Source organism: Pseudomonas sp. ANT_J28, from assembly GCF_008370005.1.
Taxonomy (GTDB): Bacteria; Pseudomonadota; Gammaproteobacteria; order Pseudomonadales; family Pseudomonadaceae; genus Aquipseudomonas; species Aquipseudomonas frigoris.
Genome location: NZ_VOBM01000033.1, coordinates 1 through 21,265, shown reverse-complemented (window position 1 = coordinate 21,265; position 21,265 = coordinate 1). Strand labels below are relative to the sequence as shown.

At 58.1% G+C, this 21,265-nt stretch carries 21 protein-coding genes; 7 read left to right on the top strand and 14 right to left on the bottom strand.

Annotation, left to right across the window (positions count from 1 at the left end; translation table 11 throughout):
• Positions 1–12 precede the first annotated feature (12 nt).
• The 3 genes from zapE to FQ187_RS21290 all read left to right on the top strand — a co-directional run bounded on the left by zapE (position 13) and on the right by FQ187_RS21290 (position 2,334).
• A complete protein-coding gene (gene zapE / locus FQ187_RS21300; RefSeq protein WP_149630979.1) occupies positions 13–1,131 on the top strand; it encodes a cell division protein ZapE in 1,119 nt (372 codons plus the stop codon).
• A 16-nt stretch (positions 1,132–1,147) separates the two neighbouring features.
• Complete coding sequence (locus FQ187_RS21295; protein WP_149630978.1) at positions 1,148–1,729, top strand: DinB family protein; 582 nt, start codon at positions 1,148–1,150, stop codon at positions 1,727–1,729.
• Between the two features lie 113 nt (positions 1,730–1,842).
• Positions 1,843–2,334: a GNAT family N-acetyltransferase gene (locus FQ187_RS21290; protein WP_008149916.1), complete on the top strand. Its 492-nt coding sequence runs from the start codon at positions 1,843–1,845 to the stop codon at positions 2,332–2,334.
• A 48-nt stretch (positions 2,335–2,382) separates the two neighbouring features.
• Here the strand turns inward: FQ187_RS21290 and FQ187_RS21285 are convergent, their stop codons facing one another.
• The 3 genes from FQ187_RS21285 to FQ187_RS21275 all read right to left on the bottom strand — a co-directional run bounded on the left by FQ187_RS21285 (position 2,383) and on the right by FQ187_RS21275 (position 5,301).
• Positions 2,383–2,589, bottom strand: coding sequence for a hypothetical protein (locus FQ187_RS21285; RefSeq protein WP_149630977.1), 207 nt, complete (start codon positions 2,587–2,589; stop codon positions 2,383–2,385).
• 96 nt (positions 2,590–2,685) lie between these two features.
• Positions 2,686–4,923: a TonB-dependent siderophore receptor gene (locus FQ187_RS21280; protein ID WP_149630976.1), complete on the bottom strand. Its 2,238-nt coding sequence runs from the start codon at positions 4,921–4,923 to the stop codon at positions 2,686–2,688.
• Positions 4,924–5,118: 195 nt separating this feature from the next.
• Positions 5,119–5,301 (bottom strand): DUF6026 family protein, encoded by a 183-nt coding sequence (locus FQ187_RS21275; RefSeq protein WP_056739988.1) that lies wholly within the window; start codon positions 5,299–5,301, stop codon positions 5,119–5,121.
• A gap of 271 nt (positions 5,302–5,572) precedes the next feature.
• Here FQ187_RS21275 and gnd point away from each other — a divergent pair, with 271 nt between their 5' ends.
• From gnd to FQ187_RS21260, 3 genes are read left to right on the top strand one after another with little or no spacing between them, the layout of a single operon-like run.
• On the top strand, positions 5,573–6,553 hold the full coding sequence (gnd, locus tag FQ187_RS21270; RefSeq protein WP_149630975.1) for a phosphogluconate dehydrogenase (NAD(+)-dependent, decarboxylating): 981 nt from the start codon (positions 5,573–5,575) through the stop codon (positions 6,551–6,553).
• Complete coding sequence (gene zwf / locus FQ187_RS21265; protein WP_149630974.1) at positions 6,550–8,073, top strand: glucose-6-phosphate dehydrogenase; 1,524 nt, start codon at positions 6,550–6,552, stop codon at positions 8,071–8,073. The genes gnd and zwf overlap by 4 nt, the downstream gene beginning before the upstream one ends.
• Complete coding sequence (locus FQ187_RS21260) at positions 8,070–8,891, top strand: HAD family hydrolase (protein ID WP_149630973.1); 822 nt, start codon at positions 8,070–8,072, stop codon at positions 8,889–8,891. The genes zwf and FQ187_RS21260 overlap by 4 nt, the downstream gene beginning before the upstream one ends.
• A 133-nt stretch (positions 8,892–9,024) precedes the next feature.
• Here the strand turns inward: FQ187_RS21260 and nhaB are convergent, their stop codons facing one another.
• From nhaB to FQ187_RS21240, 3 genes are all read right to left on the bottom strand, one after another.
• Positions 9,025–10,527, bottom strand: coding sequence for a sodium/proton antiporter NhaB (gene nhaB / locus FQ187_RS21250; protein ID WP_149630972.1), 1,503 nt, complete (start codon positions 10,525–10,527; stop codon positions 9,025–9,027).
• Positions 10,528–10,605: 78 nt separating this feature from the next.
• A complete protein-coding gene (locus FQ187_RS21245) occupies positions 10,606–11,895 on the bottom strand; it encodes a hypothetical protein (protein WP_149630971.1) in 1,290 nt (429 codons plus the stop codon).
• 238 nt (positions 11,896–12,133) lie between these two features.
• Positions 12,134–12,403, bottom strand: coding sequence for a hypothetical protein (locus FQ187_RS21240; RefSeq protein WP_008149930.1), 270 nt, complete (start codon positions 12,401–12,403; stop codon positions 12,134–12,136).
• A 342-nt stretch (positions 12,404–12,745) separates the two neighbouring features.
• On the opposite strand from FQ187_RS21240, the gene FQ187_RS21235 reads away from it, so the two are divergent.
• Complete coding sequence (locus tag FQ187_RS21235) at positions 12,746–14,071, top strand: sigma-54 dependent transcriptional regulator (RefSeq protein ID WP_149630970.1); 1,326 nt, start codon at positions 12,746–12,748, stop codon at positions 14,069–14,071.
• 96 nt (positions 14,072–14,167) lie between these two features.
• Here FQ187_RS21235 and FQ187_RS21230 read toward each other — a convergent pair whose 3' ends face one another.
• The 8 genes from FQ187_RS21230 to pnuC form a co-directional block, all read right to left on the bottom strand.
• Entirely contained in the window at positions 14,168–15,448 is a 1,281-nt protein-coding gene (locus FQ187_RS21230) for a transporter (RefSeq protein ID WP_149630969.1), read from the bottom strand.
• Positions 15,449–15,494: 46 nt separating this feature from the next.
• Complete coding sequence (locus tag FQ187_RS21225; RefSeq protein ID WP_149630968.1) at positions 15,495–16,241, bottom strand: hypothetical protein; 747 nt, start codon at positions 16,239–16,241, stop codon at positions 15,495–15,497.
• A 34-nt stretch (positions 16,242–16,275) separates the two neighbouring features.
• Entirely contained in the window at positions 16,276–16,956 is a 681-nt protein-coding gene (locus FQ187_RS21220) for a C39 family peptidase (RefSeq protein WP_149630967.1), read from the bottom strand.
• A 63-nt stretch (positions 16,957–17,019) separates the two neighbouring features.
• Entirely contained in the window at positions 17,020–18,480 is a 1,461-nt protein-coding gene (locus FQ187_RS21215; RefSeq protein WP_149630966.1) for a heme utilization protein, read from the bottom strand.
• A 51-nt stretch (positions 18,481–18,531) separates the two neighbouring features.
• A complete protein-coding gene (locus tag FQ187_RS21210) occupies positions 18,532–19,104 on the bottom strand; it encodes an adhesin (RefSeq protein WP_129444357.1) in 573 nt (190 codons plus the stop codon).
• Between the two features lies 1 nt (position 19,105).
• Positions 19,106–19,543: a hypothetical protein gene (locus FQ187_RS21205; RefSeq protein WP_149630965.1), complete on the bottom strand. Its 438-nt coding sequence runs from the start codon at positions 19,541–19,543 to the stop codon at positions 19,106–19,108.
• A 332-nt stretch (positions 19,544–19,875) separates the two neighbouring features.
• Positions 19,876–20,400 (bottom strand): AAA family ATPase, encoded by a 525-nt coding sequence (locus FQ187_RS21200; RefSeq protein WP_149630964.1) that lies wholly within the window; start codon positions 20,398–20,400, stop codon positions 19,876–19,878.
• Entirely contained in the window at positions 20,397–20,960 is a 564-nt protein-coding gene (pnuC, locus tag FQ187_RS21195) for a nicotinamide riboside transporter PnuC (protein ID WP_149630963.1), read from the bottom strand. Before pnuC ends, FQ187_RS21200 begins: the two co-directional genes overlap by 4 nt.
• Between the last annotated feature and the right edge of the window lie 305 nt (positions 20,961–21,265).

Below are 21,265 nucleotides of genomic sequence, written 5' to 3'. Positions count from 1 at the left end.
ATACTGCCGCGCATGAATGTCGACTCCCCCTTAAGCGCCTGGCAACACGCCATCGAACAGAAGGGCTTCGTCCAGGACGAAGCCCAGGAACATGCCGTGTGGGCGCTGCAGAAATGCTACGAGGCGCTGCATGAAGGGCGCACGCCGATCACTGGCGTGTACCTCTGGGGCCCGGTCGGGCGCGGCAAAACCTGGTTGATGGACCAGTTTTACCAAAGCCTGAAGGTCCCGGCCCGTCGCCAACACTTTCACCACTTTATGGGCTGGGTGCATCAGCGTTCGTTTCAACTGACCGGCACCGCCGACCCGTTGAAGGCGCTGGCTCGCGAACTGAGCGAGGAAGTGCGGGTCCTGTGCTTTGACGAATTGTTCGTTAACGACATCGGCGACGCGATCATTCTCGGGCGTTTGTTTCAGGTGATGTTCGAGCAGGGCGTGGTGGTGGTCTGCACCTCCAATCAGCCACCGGACCAGCTGTACGCCGATGGTTTCAACCGCGACCGGTTCGTGCCCGCCATCGAGGCCATCAAGAAACATATGCAGGTGATTGCGGTGGATGGCGGCGAAGATCATCGCCTGCACCCAGGCAAAGGTTTGCAACGTTACTGGGTGGCGGCACAGGGGCAACCCAGCGCTCTGGGTGAAGTGTTCAAGGCATTGACCGTCGGCCAGTCGGTGTCCAGTGACCCGATCAAGGTGGGCTACCGTTCACTCAATGTCGTGCAGGCCAGTCCAACCGTACTCTGGACTCGTTACGCCGATCTCTGTGAACAGCCGTTTGCCGCCATGGATTTCATCGCCCTGTGCGACACCTTCAGCGCTATTCTGCTGAGTGACGTGCCCAACCTTAGCGCGCAAAAGCGCGAAGGGCGCATCGCCCGAGGCACTGAAGACGGCGTCGAGCGGGTGGTGGCGGGTGATCGCGAGCTGCCGCAATTGTCGGTGCATGACGACGGTGTACGGCGTTTCATCGCACTGGTGGACGAGTGCTACGACCGCAAAGTGCCGCTGTGCCTCGAAGCGCAGGTGCCCATGGAATCGTTGTACACCGAGGGCTATCTGGAGTTTCCGTTCCGCCGCACCTTCAGCCGTTTACAGGAAATGCAGCTGCAACGTTTCGCCGAAGCTTGAACAAGGAGCCGCGAACATGAATCAGCCTTTGTCGCACCATCTGCTGACCATGGCCTATCAAAACGCTTGGGCCAATCATCGACTCGCCAAGGCCTGGAGCCAGTTGAGCCCGGCCGATCTGGCGGCGCCGCGGGTCAGCTTCTTTCCCAGTCTGCGCGCGACCCTCAATCACATCCTGACCTGCGACTGGTTTTACGTGGATGCGCTGGAGCGGGAGTTGCGCGGCGACGATCCGCATCCCGACTGTTACGTGTTTTTCAATCAGGACGAGCCGTTTACGCAAGCGGTACCCCTCAAGCGCGAACAAGCGCTGGTGGACCGGCGACTGATCGCCTACTGCGAGCAAATGCGCGATGCAGACCTCGGGAAGATCGTGACCATCGCCCGGGACACGCCGCAACATGACAGCCGCTTGCGCCTGCTGTCCCATCTTTTCGAGCACCAGATCCATCATCGCGGGCAGGTTCACGCCATGCTCAGCGACACCGCGGTCAAACCACCGCAACTGGACGAGTTTTTCTGTGCCGGTGAGTCAGGCTTGAGGGCTGAGGATTTTGCCGCGCTGGGGTGGACCGAGGCGCTGATCTGGGGCGCTTGAGCGCAAAATTACAGCAGGATCGGGTTGTCGACATGGCTGTGCCCGCGATATTGTCGGTCGGCCCTTCAGTGCGAGATGCACTGGGGCAACTTAATGTGTGAACGAGGGTGGAAATGGAATCCGCAGAAATTCTTGTGCTTCAGGCCAGTTACACCAACCCGGTGCATGCCGAGGCTATTGGGCTGGTGCTCAATGCTTACGCCGAAGACCCGATGGGTGGCGGCCACTCGTTGCCCGCCGACTTGTTGAAGCAACTGCCGGCGGAACTGGCCAAACGTCCCCACGCGTTCAGCGTTCTGGCCTTTGTCGGTGGCGAGCCGGCCGGGCTGGTCAATTGTTTTGAAGGTTTCTCGACCTTCGCCTGTCGACCGCTGGTCAACGTGCACGATGTGTGTGTGGTGTCGAAATTTCGTGGTTTGGGGTTGAGCCAGAAGATGCTGCAAAAGGTCGAGGACATCGCTCGCCAGCGCGGTTGCTGCAAAATCACACTGGAGGTGCTGGAAGGTAATGCAGTCGCCCAGGCTTCCTATGGCAAGTTCGGTTTTGCCGCAGGCATGTTCGACCCGGCGCACGGTCGGATGCTGTTCTGGACCAAGGCGCTTTAAGGTATTACGGGCAAAGAAAAAGGGCGTCCATCAGGACGCCCTTTGTCGTTACGGCTTGTAGTGCTCTGTCACTTGCGCAGTTTGATCATCCGGAACCCTGATTTCATTGGTGTTGCTGGCGTTACTTTGATTCGCCTCTTGGCTGAGCCGCAGGCTCTCAAAGTAGTACCGCATGCGTTCAGCGCCACCTTCGGCCAATACAGCGGTTGAACTGAACATCATCAGGCCGGCGAGGATCATGGTTGTACGTTTCATGGTGTGCCCCACTACGAGTTGTCGGGTCCTTTCGTCCATGAAGCAATGTCGAAGGGACATTATCCGCCGATTCCGATAAATGGGAATTACCTGCGCCTAGAGCTTCCAGTCCAGGCTCAGGGTCACCGTGCGCGGGTCACCCCAGAAGACGCCGTTGTAGAACCCGACATTTTCGTAATACTTCTTGTCGAACAGGTTATCGACGTTCAGCGAGGCCGACAGGTGCTTGTCGACCTCATAACGCGACATCAGTTTGACCGCGGTGTAGGCTTCCTGCCGGATCTTCGCGCTTTCGGTGATCAGCTCACCATCGGCGTTGCGTCCGATCGGACGTTTGGAGTTGCCAAAGACGTCACTCTGCCAGTTCACCGCACCACCCACGGTCAGCGCCTGCCAGTCGCCGGGCAGGCGATAGGCCGTGGAGAGCCGGAACATATTCAGCGGCTGGTTGGTATTGGCGCGTTTCTTCTCGCCATTGGCCGAGTGGGTGTAGGTGTAGCCGGCCGTCATGTTCCAGCCGGCCATGACCTCGCCAGAGACCTCGGTTTCGAAACCCTGAACCTTGTTGCCTTTGCCGCCTGACTTGAAGAACTCCTCACCGGTCGCCGGGTCCGGTGGCACCGAGTCGTCGCGTTCGGCAACGTTGTCCTGTTTGCTCCAGAACAGCGCGGTGGCGAGGTTCAGACGTTCTTCAAGCAGGCTGCCCTTGAGTCCCAGTTCATAGTTGCTGCCCACCACCGGCTCGAGGTATTTGCGATTGCTGTCGCGGTTGGACTGCGGATTGAAAATGTCGGTATAGCTGACATACACGGTGTATTCGGGCGTGAGGTCGTAAAGCAGGCCGGCGTAAGGCGTCCAGATGTCGTTGTGTTGCTGGTGGGAAGCATCGACGCTGTTCAACTGCAGGTTGTCGTCGTAGCTGTTGGTCGTGCTCGAGGCTTTCCAACTGCCATAACGACTGCCGAGCACCGCGTGCAGGTCATCCGTCAGGCTCAGGCGAGTGGCCAGATAGCCGGCCTTCTGGCGGGTATTGTTTTTTGAACCTGAAAGGTGGGTGACGGTGTCGGGATACTTGGCGATGCCGCCCATGTACTTCCAGTCGGGGATGTTCAAGTAACCCGACGGCTGTGCGCCCTCAACCAGGTAGGGACTTTCTTCGCGGCGTTCGGCCTCGCCATACCCGAACATCATTTCGTGTTCCCGACCGAACAGCGAGTAGGGGCCTGCCACGTTAAAGTCGTAAGCATTCATTTTCTGCGTCCCGAGCATGTGGCCCAAGTAGGCGCTCATGCCACTGCGATCCTCATTCGGGAAGCCGCCACCGCCGTAATACAACTTGCCGTCCGTATCGCTTTCGCGGTGCGTGTAGGCTGCTTTGAAGTGCCAGCCGGCGCCCAGTTGTTGGTCCAGAGTGGCGAACGCTGTCTTGTCCTTTAACGGCCAGGAACTCCAGGATGTGGCCATGTTGGTGGAGCGTCCCAGGTTCGCTTTGCCTCCGTCAGCGTTCCAATAGGGCGTGGTGCCATAGGAGGAGCCCTGGACGTGTTTGTTCTGATAGTCGTAACCCACCGCCAATACGGTGTCATCGGTCAAATCGGCTTCAAGAATCCCGTAGCCGACTTCACGTTGTTGCTGGTATTTGTCGCGGAACGAATGGCTGTCGCGATAGGCCAGCACGCTGCGTCCGCGCAGGCGTCCGTCGAAAGCCATTGGGCCTCCGACATCCAGATAGCTGTAGTAGTCGTCATAACTACCACCGCTGGCCCCGGTTTGGACTTCCCACTGCGACGTCGGCCGTTTACGCACCATGTTGATGGTGGCCGAAGGGTCTCCGGCGCCAGTGGTCAGGCCGGTTGCTCCGCGAACCACTTCGATGCGGTCGTAGATGATGGTGTCCGAGTCGGACTTCATGTAGCTGAAGGTGTTCAGCATGCCATCGACCTGGAAATTTCTGATCGTGTAACCCCGGGACGAATAACTGACCCGATCCGAATCGTTGTGCTGAACCACCACGCCGGTGGTCTGGCCCATGGCTTCGGAAAGCGTACCGAGTTTGAAGTCGTCCATTTGCTGACGCGTGACCACGGACAACGATTGCGGTGTTTCCTTGATCGACAGGTTCAAGCGCGTCGCAGTGCTCATGGCGCCGGTGGTGTACGACTCGGTGTTTTCGGTGGTGCTGCCCAAACCTTGGGCGGTCACATTTGTGGCGCCCAGTTCCAGGGTGCGGCCGGGCTCTTTATCAGGGCCGGTTTCAGCCAGCAAGTCGGGGCACAGGGCGGCACTGCACAGGCTCAGGGTAAAAGTCATGGAACGGGTGATAGGCGCGAACATCGCAGCCGACTCCTTGTCTTCGAGGAAAAAATTCCGTTTGTTAAAAGACGAAGGGGAGAGGCGGGATTTAGCTCTAAACGAGAATAGTTGTTATCTTCGGGGGGTGTCTGACAGAGCAGTCGCGCAATGACGTAGGGAAAGGGGGGATGGCAGGTCGGAAACAGCAGTGGGCTGCTTCCGAATCAAGCGAGGGGATCAGGCGTGAGGCACACGGTGAGTGACGGGCAAAGGCTGGGCCTGATTGCTTTGTGTCAACAAGCGCAGTTGCGCGAGCTCCTGCTTCAACTGGTCGCGCTCGTCTTTCAACTGGCGTAATTCATCGCGACGGATCGTGACGTAAAGGGTTTGTGCTGGCAGTGCTGCGTGTACTGTGCCCATTGCTCACCTCGCAAATGGCTGTCTCAACTGTAAATCCGCCCCGACATCGGTGCTTATTTACTATCGGCTGCGATTTTGATTTCTTTTGCCCCGGAAGGGAACTTTTTTATTTTTTATGGTCGTTGTGTCTTCGGCGCGATTACCGACGTTATCAATCTGGATCGGGCACAATGCCCGGAAACTATGTGCCCCAACGCTGGACTAAGTCGAATGAGTCGCGTTGGGCTATAACCTTTGACACACATTTATTTGTAGTAGGGAGCATCAGCACATGCAACTCGGGATTATTGGACTGGGCCGCATGGGCGGTAATATTGCGCGGCGCCTGATGCTTAACGGTCATACCACCGTTGTTTACGATCGCAATACCGCCTTTGTCGACACCCTGGCCGCAGAAGGCGCCTCTGGCGTCATCGACCTGCCGGCGCTGGTCGCTGGCCTGGCCAAGCCACGTGCGGTGTGGGTCATGCTGCCGGCCGGCGCACCGACCGAAGACACCATCGACACCCTGAGCACCTTGCTCGAAGCTGGCGATACCATCATCGACGGCGGCAACACCTTCTATAAGGACGACATCCGCCGGGCGAAAACCCTGTCGGAGAAAGGCCTGCACTACGTCGACGTCGGCACCTCCGGCGGCGTCTGGGGCCTGGAGCGGGGCTACTGCATGATGATCGGTGGCGAAGCCGAGGTGGTTAAACGCCTTGACCCGCTGTTCGAGAGCCTTGCACCGGGCCTGGGCGACGTCCCTCGCACCAAGGACCGCAAGTCCGAAGACGATCGTGCCGAGCGCGGTTACATCCACGCAGGCCCGGCCGGTTCGGGCCATTTCGTGAAAATGATCCACAACGGCATTGAATACGGAATGATGCAGGCCTTCGCTGAAGGCTTCGACATCCTCAAGACCAAGGCCAGCACCAACCTGCCGGAAGATCAGCGTTTCGACCTGAACGTGGCCGACATCGCCGAAGTCTGGCGTCGTGGCAGCGTCGTTTCGTCCTGGTTGCTCGACCTGACCGCCGACGCGCTGGCCAGCGATCCGAAGCTCGACGGTTACACCGGTGAAGTGGCTGACAGCGGTGAAGGTCGCTGGACCATCGAAGCCGCCATGGAGCAATCGGTGCCTGTACCGGTGCTGTCCAACTCGCTGTTCTCCCGCTACCGTTCGCGCGGGCAAGGCACCTTTGGCGACAAGATTCTCTCGGCCCAGCGCTTCGGCTTCGGCGGCCACGTGGAGACTTCGAAAAAATGACCCGTCTGATCCGCAATAAATCCAAGGCAGAACCCGCACCACCGACCACGCTGTTTTTGTTCGGTGCCCATGGCGATCTGGTCAAGCGTCTGCTGATGCCGGCGCTGTACAACCTGAGTCGCGATGGTCTGCTTGGCGATGGACTGCGGATCATCGGCGTTGACCACAACGCCATTACCGACGAAGCCTTTGCCCGCAAGCTCGAAGATTTCATTCGAGCCGAAGTGGCGAGCAAGGTCGGCAAGGGCGATCAAGCCCTTGATCCGGAACTGTGGGCCAAACTGGCCAAAGGCATCAGCTACGTCCAGGGCGACTTCCTGGACGACAGCACCTATCAAGCGCTGGCGGCGAAAATCGCCGCCAGCGGCACCGGCAACGCCGTCTTCTACCTGGCCACTGCGCCACGTTTCTTCAGCGAAGTGGTGCGTCGTCTCGGCGCCGCCGGCATGCTGCAAGAGTCGCCAGAAGCGTTCAGAAGGGTGGTGATCGAAAAACCCTTCGGTTCCGATCTGCATACTGCCGAAGCCTTGAACGCTTGCTTGCTCAAGGTGATGACGGAAAACCAGATCTACCGAATCGATCACTATCTGGGCAAGGAAACCGTGCAGAACATTTTGATCAGCCGGTTCTCCAACAGCCTGTTTGAAGCGTTCTGGAACAATCACTACATCGACCACGTACAAATCACCGCCGCCGAAACCGTCGGCGTGGAGACCCGTGGCAGTTTTTATGAACACACCGGCGCCTTGCGGGACATGGTGCCCAATCACCTGTTCCAATTGTTGGCGATGGTCGCGATGGAGCCGCCGGCCGCCTTTGGCGCTGATGCGGTACGCGGCGAGAAAGCCAAGGTGGTCGGTGCGATTCGCCCCTGGACAGTCGAGGAAGCGCTGGCCAACTCGGTGCGTGGCCAATACGCGCCCGGCGAAATCGACGGCAAGCCGTTGCCGGGTTATTGCCAGGAAAACAACGTGGCGCCCGACAGCAATACCGAAACCTACGTCGCGCTGAAAGTCATGATCGACAACTGGCGCTGGGTTGGCGTGCCGTTTTACTTGCGCACCGGCAAGCGCATGAGCGTGCGCGATACCGAGATTGTCATCTGCTTCAAACCGGCGCCGTATGCGCAGTTCCGCGATACTGAGGTCGATGAGTTGCAGCCGACCTATCTGCGAATCCAGATTCAACCCAACGAAGGCATGTGGTTCGACCTGCTGGCCAAACGACCCGGGCCGGCCTTGAAAATGGCCAATATCGAACTGGGCTTTGCCTACAAGGATTTCTTTGAAATGCAGCCGTCCACCGGCTATGAAACCCTGATCTACGATTGCCTGACCGGCGATCAGACGCTGTTTCAGCGCGCCGACAACATCGAGAACGGCTGGCGCGCCGTGCAGCCATTCCTCGACGCCTGGCAGCAGGACGCGAGCGTGCAGAGCTATGCCGCTGGCGAAGACGGCCCGCAGGCTGCAGAAGATCTGCTGACCCGCGACGGTCGCGTCTGGCACGGTCTCGGATGAGTGATACAACGCCGCAACCCATCCGTTTTCTGCTCAGTGATATGGACGGCACCTTGTTGCTGCCTGATCACAGTCTCAGCCAACGCACCATAGAAGCGGTCCGTTCCTTGCGCGAGGCGGGCGTGTTGTTCAGCCTGGCCACCGGCCGTCCACCCAAAGCCATGTTGCAGCAGATTGAAGCCCTGGGCGTCGACCTGCCGACGGCAGCCTTCAATGGCGGCACCATCGTCAATCCGGACGGCAGTTTGCTGGTCGCGCATTACTTGCCGGCAACGGCGGCGCTGACCACGTTGGCGCTGTTTGCCGATCAACCTGACATCGAAGTTTGGGTGTTCAGCTGTGGCGACTGGTTAGTGAAGGACCCGACCGGTCCCATGGTTCCACGGGAGCAGCATGGCCTGGGGTATCCACCGGTGGTGGTCGAGCGTTTCGAACCGTATCTGGAACGCATCGACAAGATTGTCGCCGCCAGCAACAACGCGGAGTTATTGATTGAGCTGGAGGCGCAGTTGTTGCCCATGGTCGAGGGCCAGGCGCAAGTATCGCGTTCACAACCGGTGTACCTGGACGTGACCGCGATGCAAGCCAACAAGGGGGCAGCGCTGGCGACACTGGCCGAGTTCCTCGGTGTACCGCTGGAGCAGACCGCGGCGCTGGGCGATGGCGGCAACGACCCGGCGATGTTTCACCGCGCAGGTTTGTCGATTGCCATGGGGCAGTCGGAAGAGGCAGTGAAGCGCCAGGCGGACGTGGTGACGGGCGCCAATACCGAGGACGGTGCGGCCCAGGCGATCGAGCGCTACATCCTCCCTCGATAACCACACAAAACCCCTGTGGGAGCGGGCTTGCTCGCGAAGAGGCCGTGTCAGGCAACGTTAATGTTGAATGACACACCGCTTTCGCGAGCAAGTCGGACCGCCGCACCGCCGCTCCCACAGGTTTGGCCGGTGTTTACAGCCAGAAACTCACTGCATACCAGCCAAGAACACCCATCACCACGGTGTACGGCAACGCCATCCACACCATCCGTCCGTACGACAGTCGAATCAGCGGTGCAATCGCCGAGGTCAGCAGGAACAGAAACGCAGCCTGACCATTGGGCGTCGCCACGCTCGGCAGGTTGGTGCCGGTGTTGATCGCAATCGCCAGCGTCTCGAAATGCTCACGGCTCATGTGGCCGGAGATGAAGGCCTGTTTGACTTCGGTGATGTAAATGGTCGCGACGAACACGTTATCGCTGATGGCCGACAGCAAGCCGTTGGCAATAAACAGCATGCCCGGCTGTTGATCCGGTGGCAGTGCCAACACCCACTGGATCAAAGGCGTGAACAGTTGCTGATCGTGAATCACCGCCACCACCGCGAAAAACACCACTAGCAGCGCCGTGAACGGCATGGCGTCCTTGAACGCGTTGCCGATACGGTGCTCGTCGGTGATGCCAGTGAATGCGGTGATCAGCACGATCACCATCAAGCCGATCAGGCCGACCTCAGCAATATGGAACGCCAACCCCGCAATCAGAATCAGCGCTGCCAATCCCTGCACGATGAGCGCGGCACGTTGGCGCGAGGTGCGTTCGGCACTGTCTTCTGCAGCGTAATTGGCCAGAACCGCACGCACGTTGTCCGGCAACAGCGTGCCGTAACCGAACCAGCGAAGTTTCTCCAGCAGGACGCAGGTCACCAGGCCTGCCACCAGGACCGGCAATGAAACCGGGGCGACTTTCAAAAAGAACTCAGAGAAGTGCCAGCCCATCTCGTGGCCGATCAGCAGGTTCTGCGGCTCACCGACCAATGTGCTAACACCGCCCAGTGCGGTCCCCACGACACCGTGCATCAGCAGGCTGCGCAGAAAGGCGCGGAATTGTTCGAGGTCGGCGTGATGGAGTGTGGGCAGGTGCTGGTCATCGCCAAACGCGCTGTCCTGACGCGGATCGTTGCCGGAGGCGACGCGGTGATACACCGAGTAAAAGCCGACGGCTGCACTGATGATCACGGCAGTCACGGTCAAGGCATCAAGAAACGCCGACAGAAACGCCGACAGGAAGCAGAACATCAACGCCAGCAGCGCCTTGGAGCGAATCCCGAGCAGGAGTCGTGAGAACAGAAACAGCAGCAGGTCTTTCATGAAGTAGATGCCGGCCACCATGAACATCAGCAGCAGGATCACCGGGAAGTTGTGCACCAGCTCGTCGTAGAGTGCCTGGGGCGTGGTCATCTTCAGCAACAGTGCTTCGATCAACAGCAGGCCACCGGGCATTAACGGATAACACTTGAGCGCCATGGCCAGGGTGAAGATGAACTCCAGCACCAGCAGCCAGCCGGCCACCACCGGGCCTACGGTCCACAGCGCCAACGCGTTGAGAATCAGGAAACCGACAATGCTTGCCTTGTACCAGCGGGGTGAATGCCCGAGAAAATTGTGCGCGAACGCCTGAGCCATTGAACCGGGCATCGGCTACTCCTTGTATTAAGAAGCGCGCAACTTGCCGTAAACGGGAGGGAAGATCAAGTGTAGGAAAGCTGTGCAGGCCTACCCCAGATAGCGTGCGACGATCGCTCGATAGTTGCCGTCCAGTGAATAGCCTCCGACGACGATGTTTCCATCGGCCTGCATGACCACTGAAGTCGCGGTATCCAGGCTGCGGCCAAGGCGGGTGCGAACCCAGCCGGCGCCATTGCCGAAGCTGCGATCGAGCTGCCCGTCGGGCAGATGCCGCGCCAGAATGAAATCTGCCTCGACGCCGCCGATCGTGGCTCCGACCGTCACCACGCAGCCGTCCGGCAGTGCCTTTGCGTCGGTCCACTGGCAGCCACTGTGACCGATTTCCAGCAGTTGGGCCTGACCTCCATTGCAATGAATGTCCGGGCGGCCGTTGCTGTGTACTTTCAGTGCCAGGCAATGCATCGGGTCGCGGCTGCTGCCAAAGCACTGCACATCGCCATTTTCCTGTTGGACGATCTGGCTGACCTGAGCGCTATACCCCCGTGCCTTGAAGGTCATGAAACCATCCACGGCGAAACAATCGTCGAGCCTGCCGTCGCTGTGATAGCGGGCCAGCAAACCTTCTTCGGGGAAGTTGATTGACCCGCCCACCAGGATCCGACCGTCTCGCTGCACCATCAGGCTGCTGAGCCAGGTGTTCATCAGCAAGTGCCTGACAATCACGAAGCCGTGGCCGTTGAAGGAATCGTCCAGCGAACCGTCGGTGTTGAGTCGTATGAGAATGCCGACATGATCGGACAGTTCGAAGTGATGATTGGCCTGCAGCAGGATTCGACCATCCTCCTGCACGCAGAAATCACAAGCTTCTGCGCCCGATACGCCGGGGGGTAGCCAAGTGTCACGCACTCCTTGGGAAAGACCGCCCGGCAGACGCACGACGCAGCGGCCATTGTCGCCAAAACATTGAACCGGCCGGCCATGCTGATCAAACAGGGCCAGGGCGGGCAGTGTCCGGTGATCATTTTCGTAGTGCAGGCCGGCTACCAGAATGTGCCCGTCGGGCAGTACGTGGACTTTGCCGGCCATGGCCTCGAAGCCGTGTTCAAATTGCCCGATGACGCTGCCTTGATTGCCGAACGTCAGATCTGCCGAGCCGTCCTCGAGCAACCGAGCGAGGCCGAAGCGGCTGCCGCCTGGCGTCCCGACCTTCGCCGCCACCAACAACCGGCCACGTGAATCAATCGCGACCCCGTTGGCCATGCTTGAGAGGCTGCCAGCGAAATACACCTGGGTTTTGCCAGACGAGGCAAAGGTCGTATCAAGTTTGCCGGCGTTGTTCAGGGTTGCCGGTAATGCAAACGCGGTCTGGATTGACATGCACGCAGCTCCTTGCGAGTCGTCCTGAACCGGGAGTTTGGGTGGCGACTGTATAAGGAAACATTCAATCCCTGAACGCCTGAATGCACAACTGTCATAACTAACAGGCGGAGGGTCGCTGTGTGCCAGAACAGTGTCTTTTCGACCCACTGACAAGCCTGCCAAGTAGTTGGGCGCGTGCAAGTTCGAATAATAATCGGGGAGGGTGCGGGTTACCGTTTAGTAACCCGCAAAACGCTTAGTGTGGCATCGACCACGATTGGAGTTTATAACCCTCCTCGCTCAATTCCGCACGTGCCGCTTCAAGCAGGCATTCAAGTTGCGCAGGATCGGTATAGGCACTGCTTGGGATCTGCTTACGGCCGATGCTGCGGGTGTTGGTGCGATCGATAACGGTCAGGCTGAGTTCGCCATTGCCGTCTTGTGGGGCCCAGGCCACGCATTGGAACGGTTGGAATGCGCGGTCGGCAATCAAAAGAGCTTCGTTGATGCGGAGCGGGGCGTTCATGGGGTTTTCTCTCTGTATGCCCAATCAAGTGATGTGCCGTCGGTTGGGCTTACCGTTCGGCTGGTTACTTGTACTGATGCCCGCAACCGGGGGGCGGGTCACATACAATTAAAAGAAATATCTACTTTCTTTCATTGACTCAAGGTTTGGACAGGGTTTGAAAGCTGAACGAAAGGCAGGACTCGTTAGGTAACTAACTAAGTCGCTTCTTATAACTAATAACGCAACTGCTCTATAGTCAAACGGTACAAGGTCACGTCAAATTATTGCTAACGTTACAGCCAGGTCCGCCAAACGACTGTTTTTAATAATATTTCATAACTTTGGCGCCAAGGAACAGTCATGATCGAAGCGCCTGCCTTACGACGTCTGTTAGTAGTGGACCCTTGCGACGACTGTCATCGTCTGCTGCCGGTTTTGCGCTCTGTGGGTTGGGACGTTGACAGCTGCAACCTGGAAAACGTTGCCGACAAAACCTGCGATGTCGGCCTTTTGCGTTTGCAGCCTTTTCACTTCGAACGCCCGGAAGCCGTCAAAGAGCTGATCAGCCGTAGCGGTACCGAGTGGATCGCCGTACTCAACCAGGAAGTCCTGCGATTGCAGAATGTCGGGGACTTTGTCTGCGAATGGTTCTTCGATTTCCATACCTTGCCATTCGATGTGTCCCGGGTTCAGGTGACGCTGGGCCGGGCATTCGGGATGGCACGCCTGCGTGGGCAGGGCACGGTTCACATTGATCAGCCTGAACACGAACTGCTTGGCGACAGCAAACCCATTCGCGAACTGCGCAAGTTGCTGAGCAAGCTGGCGCCCACCGAGTCTCCGGTATTGATCCGTGGAGAAAGCGGTACCGGTAAAGAACTGGTCGCCCGCACGCTCCATCGACAATCCCAACGTCACAGCAAACCCTTTGTTGCGATCAATTGCGGCGCAATTCCCGAACACTTGATCCAGTCCGAACTGTTTGGCCACGAGAAGGGGGCCTTTACTGGCGCCCATCAACGCAAGGTTGGGCGGATCGAAGCGGCTAACGGCGGCACGCTGTTTCTCGACGAAATCGGTGATCTGCCCCTGGAGCTGCAGGCGAACCTGTTGCGTTTCCTCCAGGAAAAGCACATCGAGCGGGTGGGCGGCAGTCAGCCGATTCCCGTGGATGTGCGGGTGTTGGCCGCGACCCATGTCGATCTTGAGGCCGCGATCGAGAAGAAACGCTTTCGCGAAGATCTGTATTATCGCCTGAACGTGTTGCAGGTCGTGACCGCGCCGCTGCGTGAGCGCAATGGCGATTTGTCGATGCTGGCGAACCACTTTTCCCATTTCTACAGCCATGAAACCGGCCGTCGTCCGCGCAGCTTTAGTGAAGACGCCTTGATTGCCATGGGTAAGCATGACTGGCCGGGCAATGTGCGCGAACTGGCCAACCGGGTACGTCGCGGGTTGGTACTGGCCGAAGGCCGGCAGATCGAAGCGCGAGACTTGGGGCTGATCAGCCAGCAGGCCGTTGCTGCGCCGATGGGCACGCTGGAAAACTACAAGCACCGGGCAGAGCGCCAGGCCTTGTGCGATGTACTTAACCGCCACAGCGATAATTTGAGCATCGCCGCCAAGGTGCTGGGGATATCCAGGCCTACCTTCTACCGTTTGTTGCACAAGCATCAGATACGTTGAGCTGCATGTTTTTAGCTGCAAGGTAAAGCTCTGAACACCTGGAGCTATCAACAACAAAAAACCCGCCGAAAAAGCGGGTTTTTTGTGGGGGCCGGATTAGAAGTAGTACGGGAATTTCAGGCTGAAGGAAAAGTCTGGCGAGTCGTCGGTCAGTCCGATGGACAGGTTGGGAACGATGGTCAGGTTATTGGTTGCTGCCAGGGTCATGCCGATGTTGAAGTTGGCCGAGTTGTAATCGCTGTTGGTAATCGATTGCCAATCGCCACCGTCCGGCTTGATCTTGCTCTTGCGGGCGAACTGATCGGTGAACGAGAACGACATACTCATCTTCTCGTTCAAGGCGAATGCAATGCCGGCGCCGACCTGCCAGGAATCGCCCAGTTTCACGTCCCCGGGCACCTTGGAGTTGACCTGAGGGCTGATGTCGCTGAAAGAGTCTTGCATGTTGTAGGTGTAGGCCAGGCTGCCGAACAGCACGGCCGGGTCGAAGGTCTTGACCAGCGAGATACCCGGGGTGATCGACCAGACACCGTTGCCAGTAGGCAAGTCCTCGGGTACCGAGAGGTTATCGTTGGACGGATCATTGACCAACTTGATGCCGTAAGGGTCATCACCGGTCGGCGCCTTGACGCGCAGTGTAACGACCGCGTCCGGCAGGTTGGCCGACTCATCCAGAAATTTGTAAGCAACGCCAACGTTCACATCGCCGATGGTCGGGTCGCGGGTAACGGTTGCGTCCGACGTCACCGGGCCAGCGCCACCGGCGCCACCGGAGGAGTATGTTGATTCGCGATAAACCACGGGGACGTTAATGTCGAACTGCCAGCGTTGTCCCGTGTTGTAGCGGGCGGTCAGGTCCAGTGTCCAGTTGTCGGCCTTGATGCGGTCGAGGTTGATGTTACCGAGGAAAATCGAGTCCAGTGCCAGGAAGCCGTTAAGTACCAATGCACGGGTATCGTAGTGCGTGTAGGTCAGGCCGGTTTCGAGGCTGAACTTGCCGCCACCGAAGAAGCCGCTGGCTTCGTCATACAGGTTGGAAACGCTTTGCGCAGGCTCCGAATCATCCTTGAGCGATTGGCCGTATGAACTGCCTGTGGTTCCCGGCGCACCGGCGGCCACCGTCTGGGCACCCTTGGTCGTTTCGGCAGGGGATTTGGTCAGGCGTTTGGGAGCCGGTGTCGCAGGTGTTTCTTCGACTTGGCGAACGCGTTGCTCGAGTACCATCAGCGCGTTCTGTTGTGCTTCGTAACGCTGTTTCAACTCCATGAGTTCTTGTTTTAGTATTTCGACCTGGGGGTCCGGTGCTGCGTGTAGCAGTGCCGCCGGGGCCAGGCTACTCAAACAAACGATAGCTCTGAACGTTAACGATCGGTGCATAGGTTAGCCGTCCCTTCTGACTTCATCTGATGAGACTGAGCGTAGATCAGAATCCGAGAGTGCGAAGGCCTTTGAGCTGGTCCAGGTTGCCGTTCAGCGACCCGCCTGTCAGTCCGTTGTCACGCAGCACGACATTGAGGGACGTGAAGTTGCTGACCTGGTTGCCACTGCCGAGCAAAGTCGTGTTCTGCATCAGCCCACCCTGGGCCAGGCGTTGTTCGGTACTCCCCTGGTTATTGTTGGCCACGATGTTGAGTTGCACACCGGTACCGGTCGAGGAAATGCTCAGCGAGCCCGCGCCATTGGCGCCGACCAACGTCGAGCCTGCGGCCAGTGCCTGGCCCTGCTGTTGCGTTGCTGGTACTTGGTTAGCCTTTGTGACGTTGATATCAACGTTGTTGTAGGCAGTGTTATGGTCGCCGGCAGCACGCACGACTTGAGTGACGCCTTCGGTACTGTTGAGGCCGCCGCCGCCAGTGACGGTACCGGTGCCGGGGACTTGAGAACGCGCTGAGCCATTACCTTTTTCGTCGATCATCGTCACATAGAACTGTGGCCTGATGGTCGATTGTTGAATTTGCATCGAGGAAGTTGCCCCGATCACTTCACCGTTGGCATTTTGCCAAGCGCTGGTCATGACAATGCCAAAACTGACGATCCGTCCCGGCATGACATAGCGGCCTCGCAGGGTCGCCAATTCCTGATCATTCAGTTCAATGGGTTTGAACGTCTGTGCCTGGGTCGGCAGGCTGGCGGCCAGGCAAACCACGGCCAGCCAGATTGGAGTCTTCATTGGAATGCTCCCGGAGCGTCGTGCTCCCTTGTTATTAGAAGAAGTCGCTTTGGATGAATCCGAAATCCATCAACTCTGCATCTTGCACCGGGCTGAAGGTGTTGATGCGGTTCTTGGCGGTCAGTGGCAGTGGGGGGGCGAGCAACACATTGGTTTTGTCGTAGCCCTGGCCGATGACGGCAAAGATGATGCCGTTCCAGCCTTTTACAAAGTCTTCGACTTTGTAACGTTTATGACCGAGTACCGGATCTCCGATATAGACCCAGCCCTGATGGACTCTTTGCATGACCACAAAATGTTTGTAGCCACGGATATCCATGAGTACCACGACCGGAATTCTGATCTCGCTCAACGTTTCTGGCGCTACCCGGTAGCCACGGGCCCGCATGCCGATACTTTCCACGTAGCGCTTCATGTCGAGCATGGAAAAGCCCTGGACGCGGACAAGATCCTGATCGGAGTGTGACAGCATGCCTTCGATGATTTGTTCTTCGTTCACGTCCAGCCAATAGGCCTGGCGCAAGACGGTAGCCAGCGCAGCTGCGCCGCAACTGAAGTCGGTTTTCTGTTGCACCAGGTCGGCAAACTTGCGCTCACGCACGCTTTGGATCGGCTTGAACACCACCGCGCCGCCCGGCAGGACGGAAAACGGCAGTTGTGCAGCCTCGCTCACACTGGCCACGCAAAGCAAAAATGCCAAGGCGATAATGCGCATAGTGGGACGCCTTCTGGTTGTGTTGAAAAAAGGCCCCCATAAGGGGGCCTCCAGAGACAGCAATTAGAACGATTGGTTGGCAATGGACAGCGAGTTGCTTTGTTGGTTACCCACACCGGCAGCCACGTTGACGCCCAGGTTGCCACTGCCACCATTCACCGAACCGCTCAGGGTTGCAGTGTTGGTCACAGGGTTGGCCCAGCCAGTTGGAGTCAGCACTTGATAGGAGTAGGTGTTGCTCAAATCAAATGAACTGCTTTCACTGAAGCTTCCCGCTTTTGCGAACTCGGATTCGGACGATTTACTGCCCGATTTTTCGAACGAGGAGGCGTTCGATTTCTCGAACGACTTATCGAACGATTTTGCGAACGAGGAATCGCTCGATCTGTCGTACGAGGAATCGCTCGATCTGTCGAACGAGGAGTCGCGAGATCTGTCGAACGAGGAATCGCGCGATGTGTCGAACGATTTGTTTACCGCTACGTTAAGCGTTGCGTCAAGCGATGCGGTAAGCGATGCGTCGGAACTGCTGCTGCGGGTGTGATCGCCATAGCCATTATTGACGGTAGTGGAATGGGAAGCCGCCGCAGCAGCGTCCAAAGTAGCGCTCAAGGAAGCATTCAAGGATGAACTCGAAGAACCGCTTGCACTACTGCTGTTGGAACCGCTCGCAGAACTGCTGTTAGAACCGCTCGCAGAACTGCTGTTGGAACCGCTCGCATTGCTGCTCTTCGAACTGCTTATATCAACGCTAAGGGAACCGCTGGAATTAGAGCGATCGGCACCGGCCGCGGCCCAGCTCGAAGAAGCGCTTTCACTGCCGCTAACCTCGAATGACTTATCTTTAGAGAAACTACCGCTGGCCGTGTTGGTAACGGTAATCGTATCCACGCGGTAGGTCCGATCAGCGGTGTTATTCACTGTCAGGCCAGGACCGCTTTGATTGGCAGAGGCGCTGGCTGTTGCGTTACCCAGCGGGGCATTGGAGTTGGCAATTGCCATGGTGTTTTTCTGCTGGTTGAGGTCGCCGCCAGCAATGTTGATACCCATGTTGCCGCTACTGCCATCGCCCGAACCGCTCATCACGGCAGAGTTTGTGACGCCGTAGTTGTTGACCTTGTTGTTGTTGCTGTATTGCGTGACTCGAGCGCTGGCGTCGGCATTGCCGAACACGAAGCTGTTATCGAGGCTGGAGGTGGAACCAGCGTTTGCGATGGCGGCCGCGTTGTCTTGTTGGTTGCCGGCGCCTGCTGCCACGTTGACGCCGACGTTGCCGCTCGCGCCTGAGGCAGAGCTGCTCATCTCGGCTGAGTTCTGAGTCCCTTCGTTGTGGATGCGGTTGCCGGTACTGGTCTGCCTATCGTTCGCATTGGCGGTCGCGTCGGTATGGATCCATGTTGGAGGAGGGGTGTGGTGACCGTTGTTATGGTGATCACGTCGATCGTTCTGTCCAGCTTGAGCAGCAACAGCCAAGACCGCAGCGATTGCAAAAACCAGAGGTTTTATTGCCATCGAAGGTTTCATGGTGATTCTCCGTACTTATTTTAGGTTAAGTGTTGTTCTTACCTGTTTGGGTCAATCCGTGACCCGTACGCTCAGGGTATTGGCCGTTCGGTTTCCCACCCCGGCGCTCTGATTCAACTGGATCACCCCACGGCTACCGGTGAAGGCCTGATCGCTGGTAGCGACCTGGCGATAGCCTGGTGCAGAGTCAGTTGGATCGGAGTTAGTGATCAGCGTCACGTTTTGTTGCCTGAGGACGCTGTCGTCGATGCTTTGCGGCTGTGTACTGATGCTTATCCGCAGGGCATTGGCTTGCTGGTTGCTGGCGCCCGCGCTCTGGTTGACGCCCAGTACGCCGTTGCCGTGGCTGAAGGAGTCGCCTTGAATGCTGGATCGAGCATCGATCCTGGGGTCGACCACCGTACGCAGCCGTTGGCGAATCTGTGTGGTCGCGCTGGCCCCATGGCCCACGGCGATGGCCCGGGCGTTAGCCTGTTGCTGTAGATCGCCGGCAGCCTGGTTGACCGCGAGGTTGCCTTGGTACTGCGTGCCCGAGCCGTCGATTTCGGCGTTGTTGATGACGGGAGATTGGGCAAAGGTCGATGCACTGCAAAACATGGCGATAATCAGCAGCGTACGATTCATCTTAACGGTCTCCCGTTATGACTTTCAGAGCACCCAGGCCTTGCTGGACGCTTGAATTGACCATGTTGGCAATACCGTTGCCGGCATTTCCCGAACGTCCAGCGGGGAGGTTGGAAAGCTGGGTCTGGTTGCTGATATTGCCGCCCAGATTGTTGGTGTTTTGAGTGATCAGGCGGGAGATGCCTGCACCACTGGCGACACCGGCAAAGTCGCCGTCGCTCAACTCGTTCGTTTGACTGATGATCTGTTTGGACGGATTGGCATTGGCGGTCGTGGGGCTAGGGTCGGGCATCAACGGCGCACGCGTTGCCATGCGTGGTTGGACATCACGTTTGATAATGATGATGCCGTTGTCAGCCTGTACAGGCAGGCAGACACTTGAGCCCAGTGCGCATCCGATCAGCAAGAGGCTATAAATGCTTTTATCAAATTTCCCCACAGCGGCAATTCCTTCTGTAAGTGAAACGCTGGCCCTTATCAGCGTTACGAGGAAGAGAGCAGAAGGTGTGCCGGTTCTTGTTTTTCTTTTAAAACCAGTTGGTTGGCTTTAATTGTCGAGGTGGTCAAAAAAATTTTGTAACGCCACTGAGACAAGAGCCTCGCAAAAACGCCGTCCATGCTGGCGGCATTGCTCGCAAAGAGCGCTGAAGGCAGGTTGTATCAGTGGCTTAACATTTTCTTGCTGGAGTGCTCGGGCCGCTTCAGCTCGCAGGTTTGCGCAGGGGGGGGTGTTTCAGGAATGGACATTTGCGGCAGGGCTGGGTACCCCTGTCAGGCCTTGAGCAAGCGCGTCACAGCCTCGAATGCCGCGTCCTTGCGCTGTTTCCAATCACCTTGCAGCACCTGGCAAGGCTGGCGGTGCAGGTCAAGCCATTGGCGGCTGGCCTGGAAAAACGCCTGGCGTTCTGCCAGTTGCGGTTGGCAACGCTGCCCGTCGTCATGCCAGGCCACGGTTTCGGGGCTCAGCAGCAAATGCAGGTCGTAGTGTCGTGCCAGCAATGCTTGCTCGATCCACGTCGGGCAAGCGCCAAACAAGGTCTGGCTCCAGAGGATGTTGCTCAGCAAGTGAGTGTCGAGAATCAGCAAATGTGGCTGTCGGGCGCGTGCCTCGTCCTCCCATTTCAGCTGCCCTCGGGCGATTTCCGCAATGTCGGCCAAGCAGGTGTCTCGTGGGTTTTGTTCGATGAACCAGCGTACATATTCGTCTACCAGGACCCCGCCGAATTGCTGTTGTAACTCGGCTGCCAGCCAACTCTTGCCGCTGGACTCCGGGCCTGCGAGTACCAGAACTTTCATGTGCGCAACGCCGGATCGGCCCGCCATTCCCTCCAGCCTTGCACGGCAATCAGGGCGAACAGCGCGTAGAGCCCGGCGGTCAGGTACAGGTCTTTGTAGATAAACAGCCCGACGAAGACCACATCCAGGGTGAACCACAGCGGCCAGCATTGAACGCGTTTTTGCGCCATCCATAACTGCGCCACCAGGCTGAAGCCAGTCAGTGCCGCATCGAGCCAGGGTTGTGCGGCATCGGTCCAGTTCGCCATTGCAGCGCCCAGCAACAGACTGCCGACCGCTCCAATGACCAGACTGAACGCGACCGATTTACCGTCGAGTAGGCTGACCTGCCGACCATGACGCGCGCCCCCCGCATGCGTCCACTGCCACCAGCCGTAGAGCTGCAATGCGGCGTAGATCATCTGCAGGAGCATGTCCGAGTAGAGCTTTACCTCAAAAAAGATCCAGCTATAAAGCAGCACCATGACCAGACCGATCGGCCAGCACCAGGGGTTCTGTTTGACCGTCAGCCAGACGGCGATGACACCGAGGGCGGCGGCAAACAGTTCAAGCCCGGACATGGAGGTTCCTTGGGGGAAGTCGAAGAGGGGGCGGATTGTAACGGCAGGCGCTGCCAAGTAGAACCGGCGTGCGCCGCCCTTTGTAGCAGCTGCCGAGCCTGCGAGGCTGCGTTCGGCTGCGTAGCAGTCGTGAAATCAGACACCGCGGTGTGTCAGAAAAAACTTGCATACCGGATTGACGACTGCTTCGCAGCCGAACGCAGCCTCGCAGGCTCGGCAGCTGCTATGTATGGACTCGCCCCCACTGTCTACCCGCTTTTGAAAAACCGCCGCCCCGTTGCATCTATGTATCAGGCCTATTCGAA

Bases quoted from the DNA above. Each gene is read 5' to 3' on its own strand.
- zapE (WP_149630979.1), top strand. From the start codon at position 13: ATGAATGTCGACTCCCCCTTAAGCGCCTGGCAACACGCCATCGAACAG.
- FQ187_RS21295 (WP_149630978.1), top strand. From the start codon at position 1,148: ATGAATCAGCCTTTGTCGCACCATCTGCTGACCATGGCCTATCAAAAC.
- FQ187_RS21290 (WP_008149916.1), top strand. From the start codon at position 1,843: ATGGAATCCGCAGAAATTCTTGTGCTTCAGGCCAGTTACACCAACCCG.
- FQ187_RS21285 (WP_149630977.1), bottom strand. From the start codon at position 2,589: ATGAAACGTACAACCATGATCCTCGCCGGCCTGATGATGTTCAGTTCA.
- FQ187_RS21280 (WP_149630976.1), bottom strand. From the start codon at position 4,923: ATGTTCGCGCCTATCACCCGTTCCATGACTTTTACCCTGAGCCTGTGC.
- FQ187_RS21275 (WP_056739988.1), bottom strand. From the start codon at position 5,301: ATGGGCACAGTACACGCAGCACTGCCAGCACAAACCCTTTACGTCACG.
- gnd (WP_149630975.1), top strand. From the start codon at position 5,573: ATGCAACTCGGGATTATTGGACTGGGCCGCATGGGCGGTAATATTGCG.
- zwf (WP_149630974.1), top strand. From the start codon at position 6,550: ATGACCCGTCTGATCCGCAATAAATCCAAGGCAGAACCCGCACCACCG.
- FQ187_RS21260 (WP_149630973.1), top strand. From the start codon at position 8,070: ATGAGTGATACAACGCCGCAACCCATCCGTTTTCTGCTCAGTGATATG.
- nhaB (WP_149630972.1), bottom strand. From the start codon at position 10,527: ATGCCCGGTTCAATGGCTCAGGCGTTCGCGCACAATTTTCTCGGGCAT.
- FQ187_RS21245 (WP_149630971.1), bottom strand. From the start codon at position 11,895: ATGTCAATCCAGACCGCGTTTGCATTACCGGCAACCCTGAACAACGCC.
- FQ187_RS21240 (WP_008149930.1), bottom strand. From the start codon at position 12,403: ATGAACGCCCCGCTCCGCATCAACGAAGCTCTTTTGATTGCCGACCGC.
- FQ187_RS21235 (WP_149630970.1), top strand. From the start codon at position 12,746: ATGATCGAAGCGCCTGCCTTACGACGTCTGTTAGTAGTGGACCCTTGC.
- FQ187_RS21230 (WP_149630969.1), bottom strand. From the start codon at position 15,448: ATGCACCGATCGTTAACGTTCAGAGCTATCGTTTGTTTGAGTAGCCTG.
- FQ187_RS21225 (WP_149630968.1), bottom strand. From the start codon at position 16,241: ATGAAGACTCCAATCTGGCTGGCCGTGGTTTGCCTGGCCGCCAGCCTG.
- FQ187_RS21220 (WP_149630967.1), bottom strand. From the start codon at position 16,956: ATGCGCATTATCGCCTTGGCATTTTTGCTTTGCGTGGCCAGTGTGAGC.
- FQ187_RS21215 (WP_149630966.1), bottom strand. From the start codon at position 18,480: ATGAAACCTTCGATGGCAATAAAACCTCTGGTTTTTGCAATCGCTGCG.
- FQ187_RS21210 (WP_129444357.1), bottom strand. From the start codon at position 19,104: ATGAATCGTACGCTGCTGATTATCGCCATGTTTTGCAGTGCATCGACC.
- FQ187_RS21200 (WP_149630964.1), bottom strand. From the start codon at position 20,400: ATGAAAGTTCTGGTACTCGCAGGCCCGGAGTCCAGCGGCAAGAGTTGG.
- pnuC (WP_149630963.1), bottom strand. From the start codon at position 20,960: ATGTCCGGGCTTGAACTGTTTGCCGCCGCCCTCGGTGTCATCGCCGTC.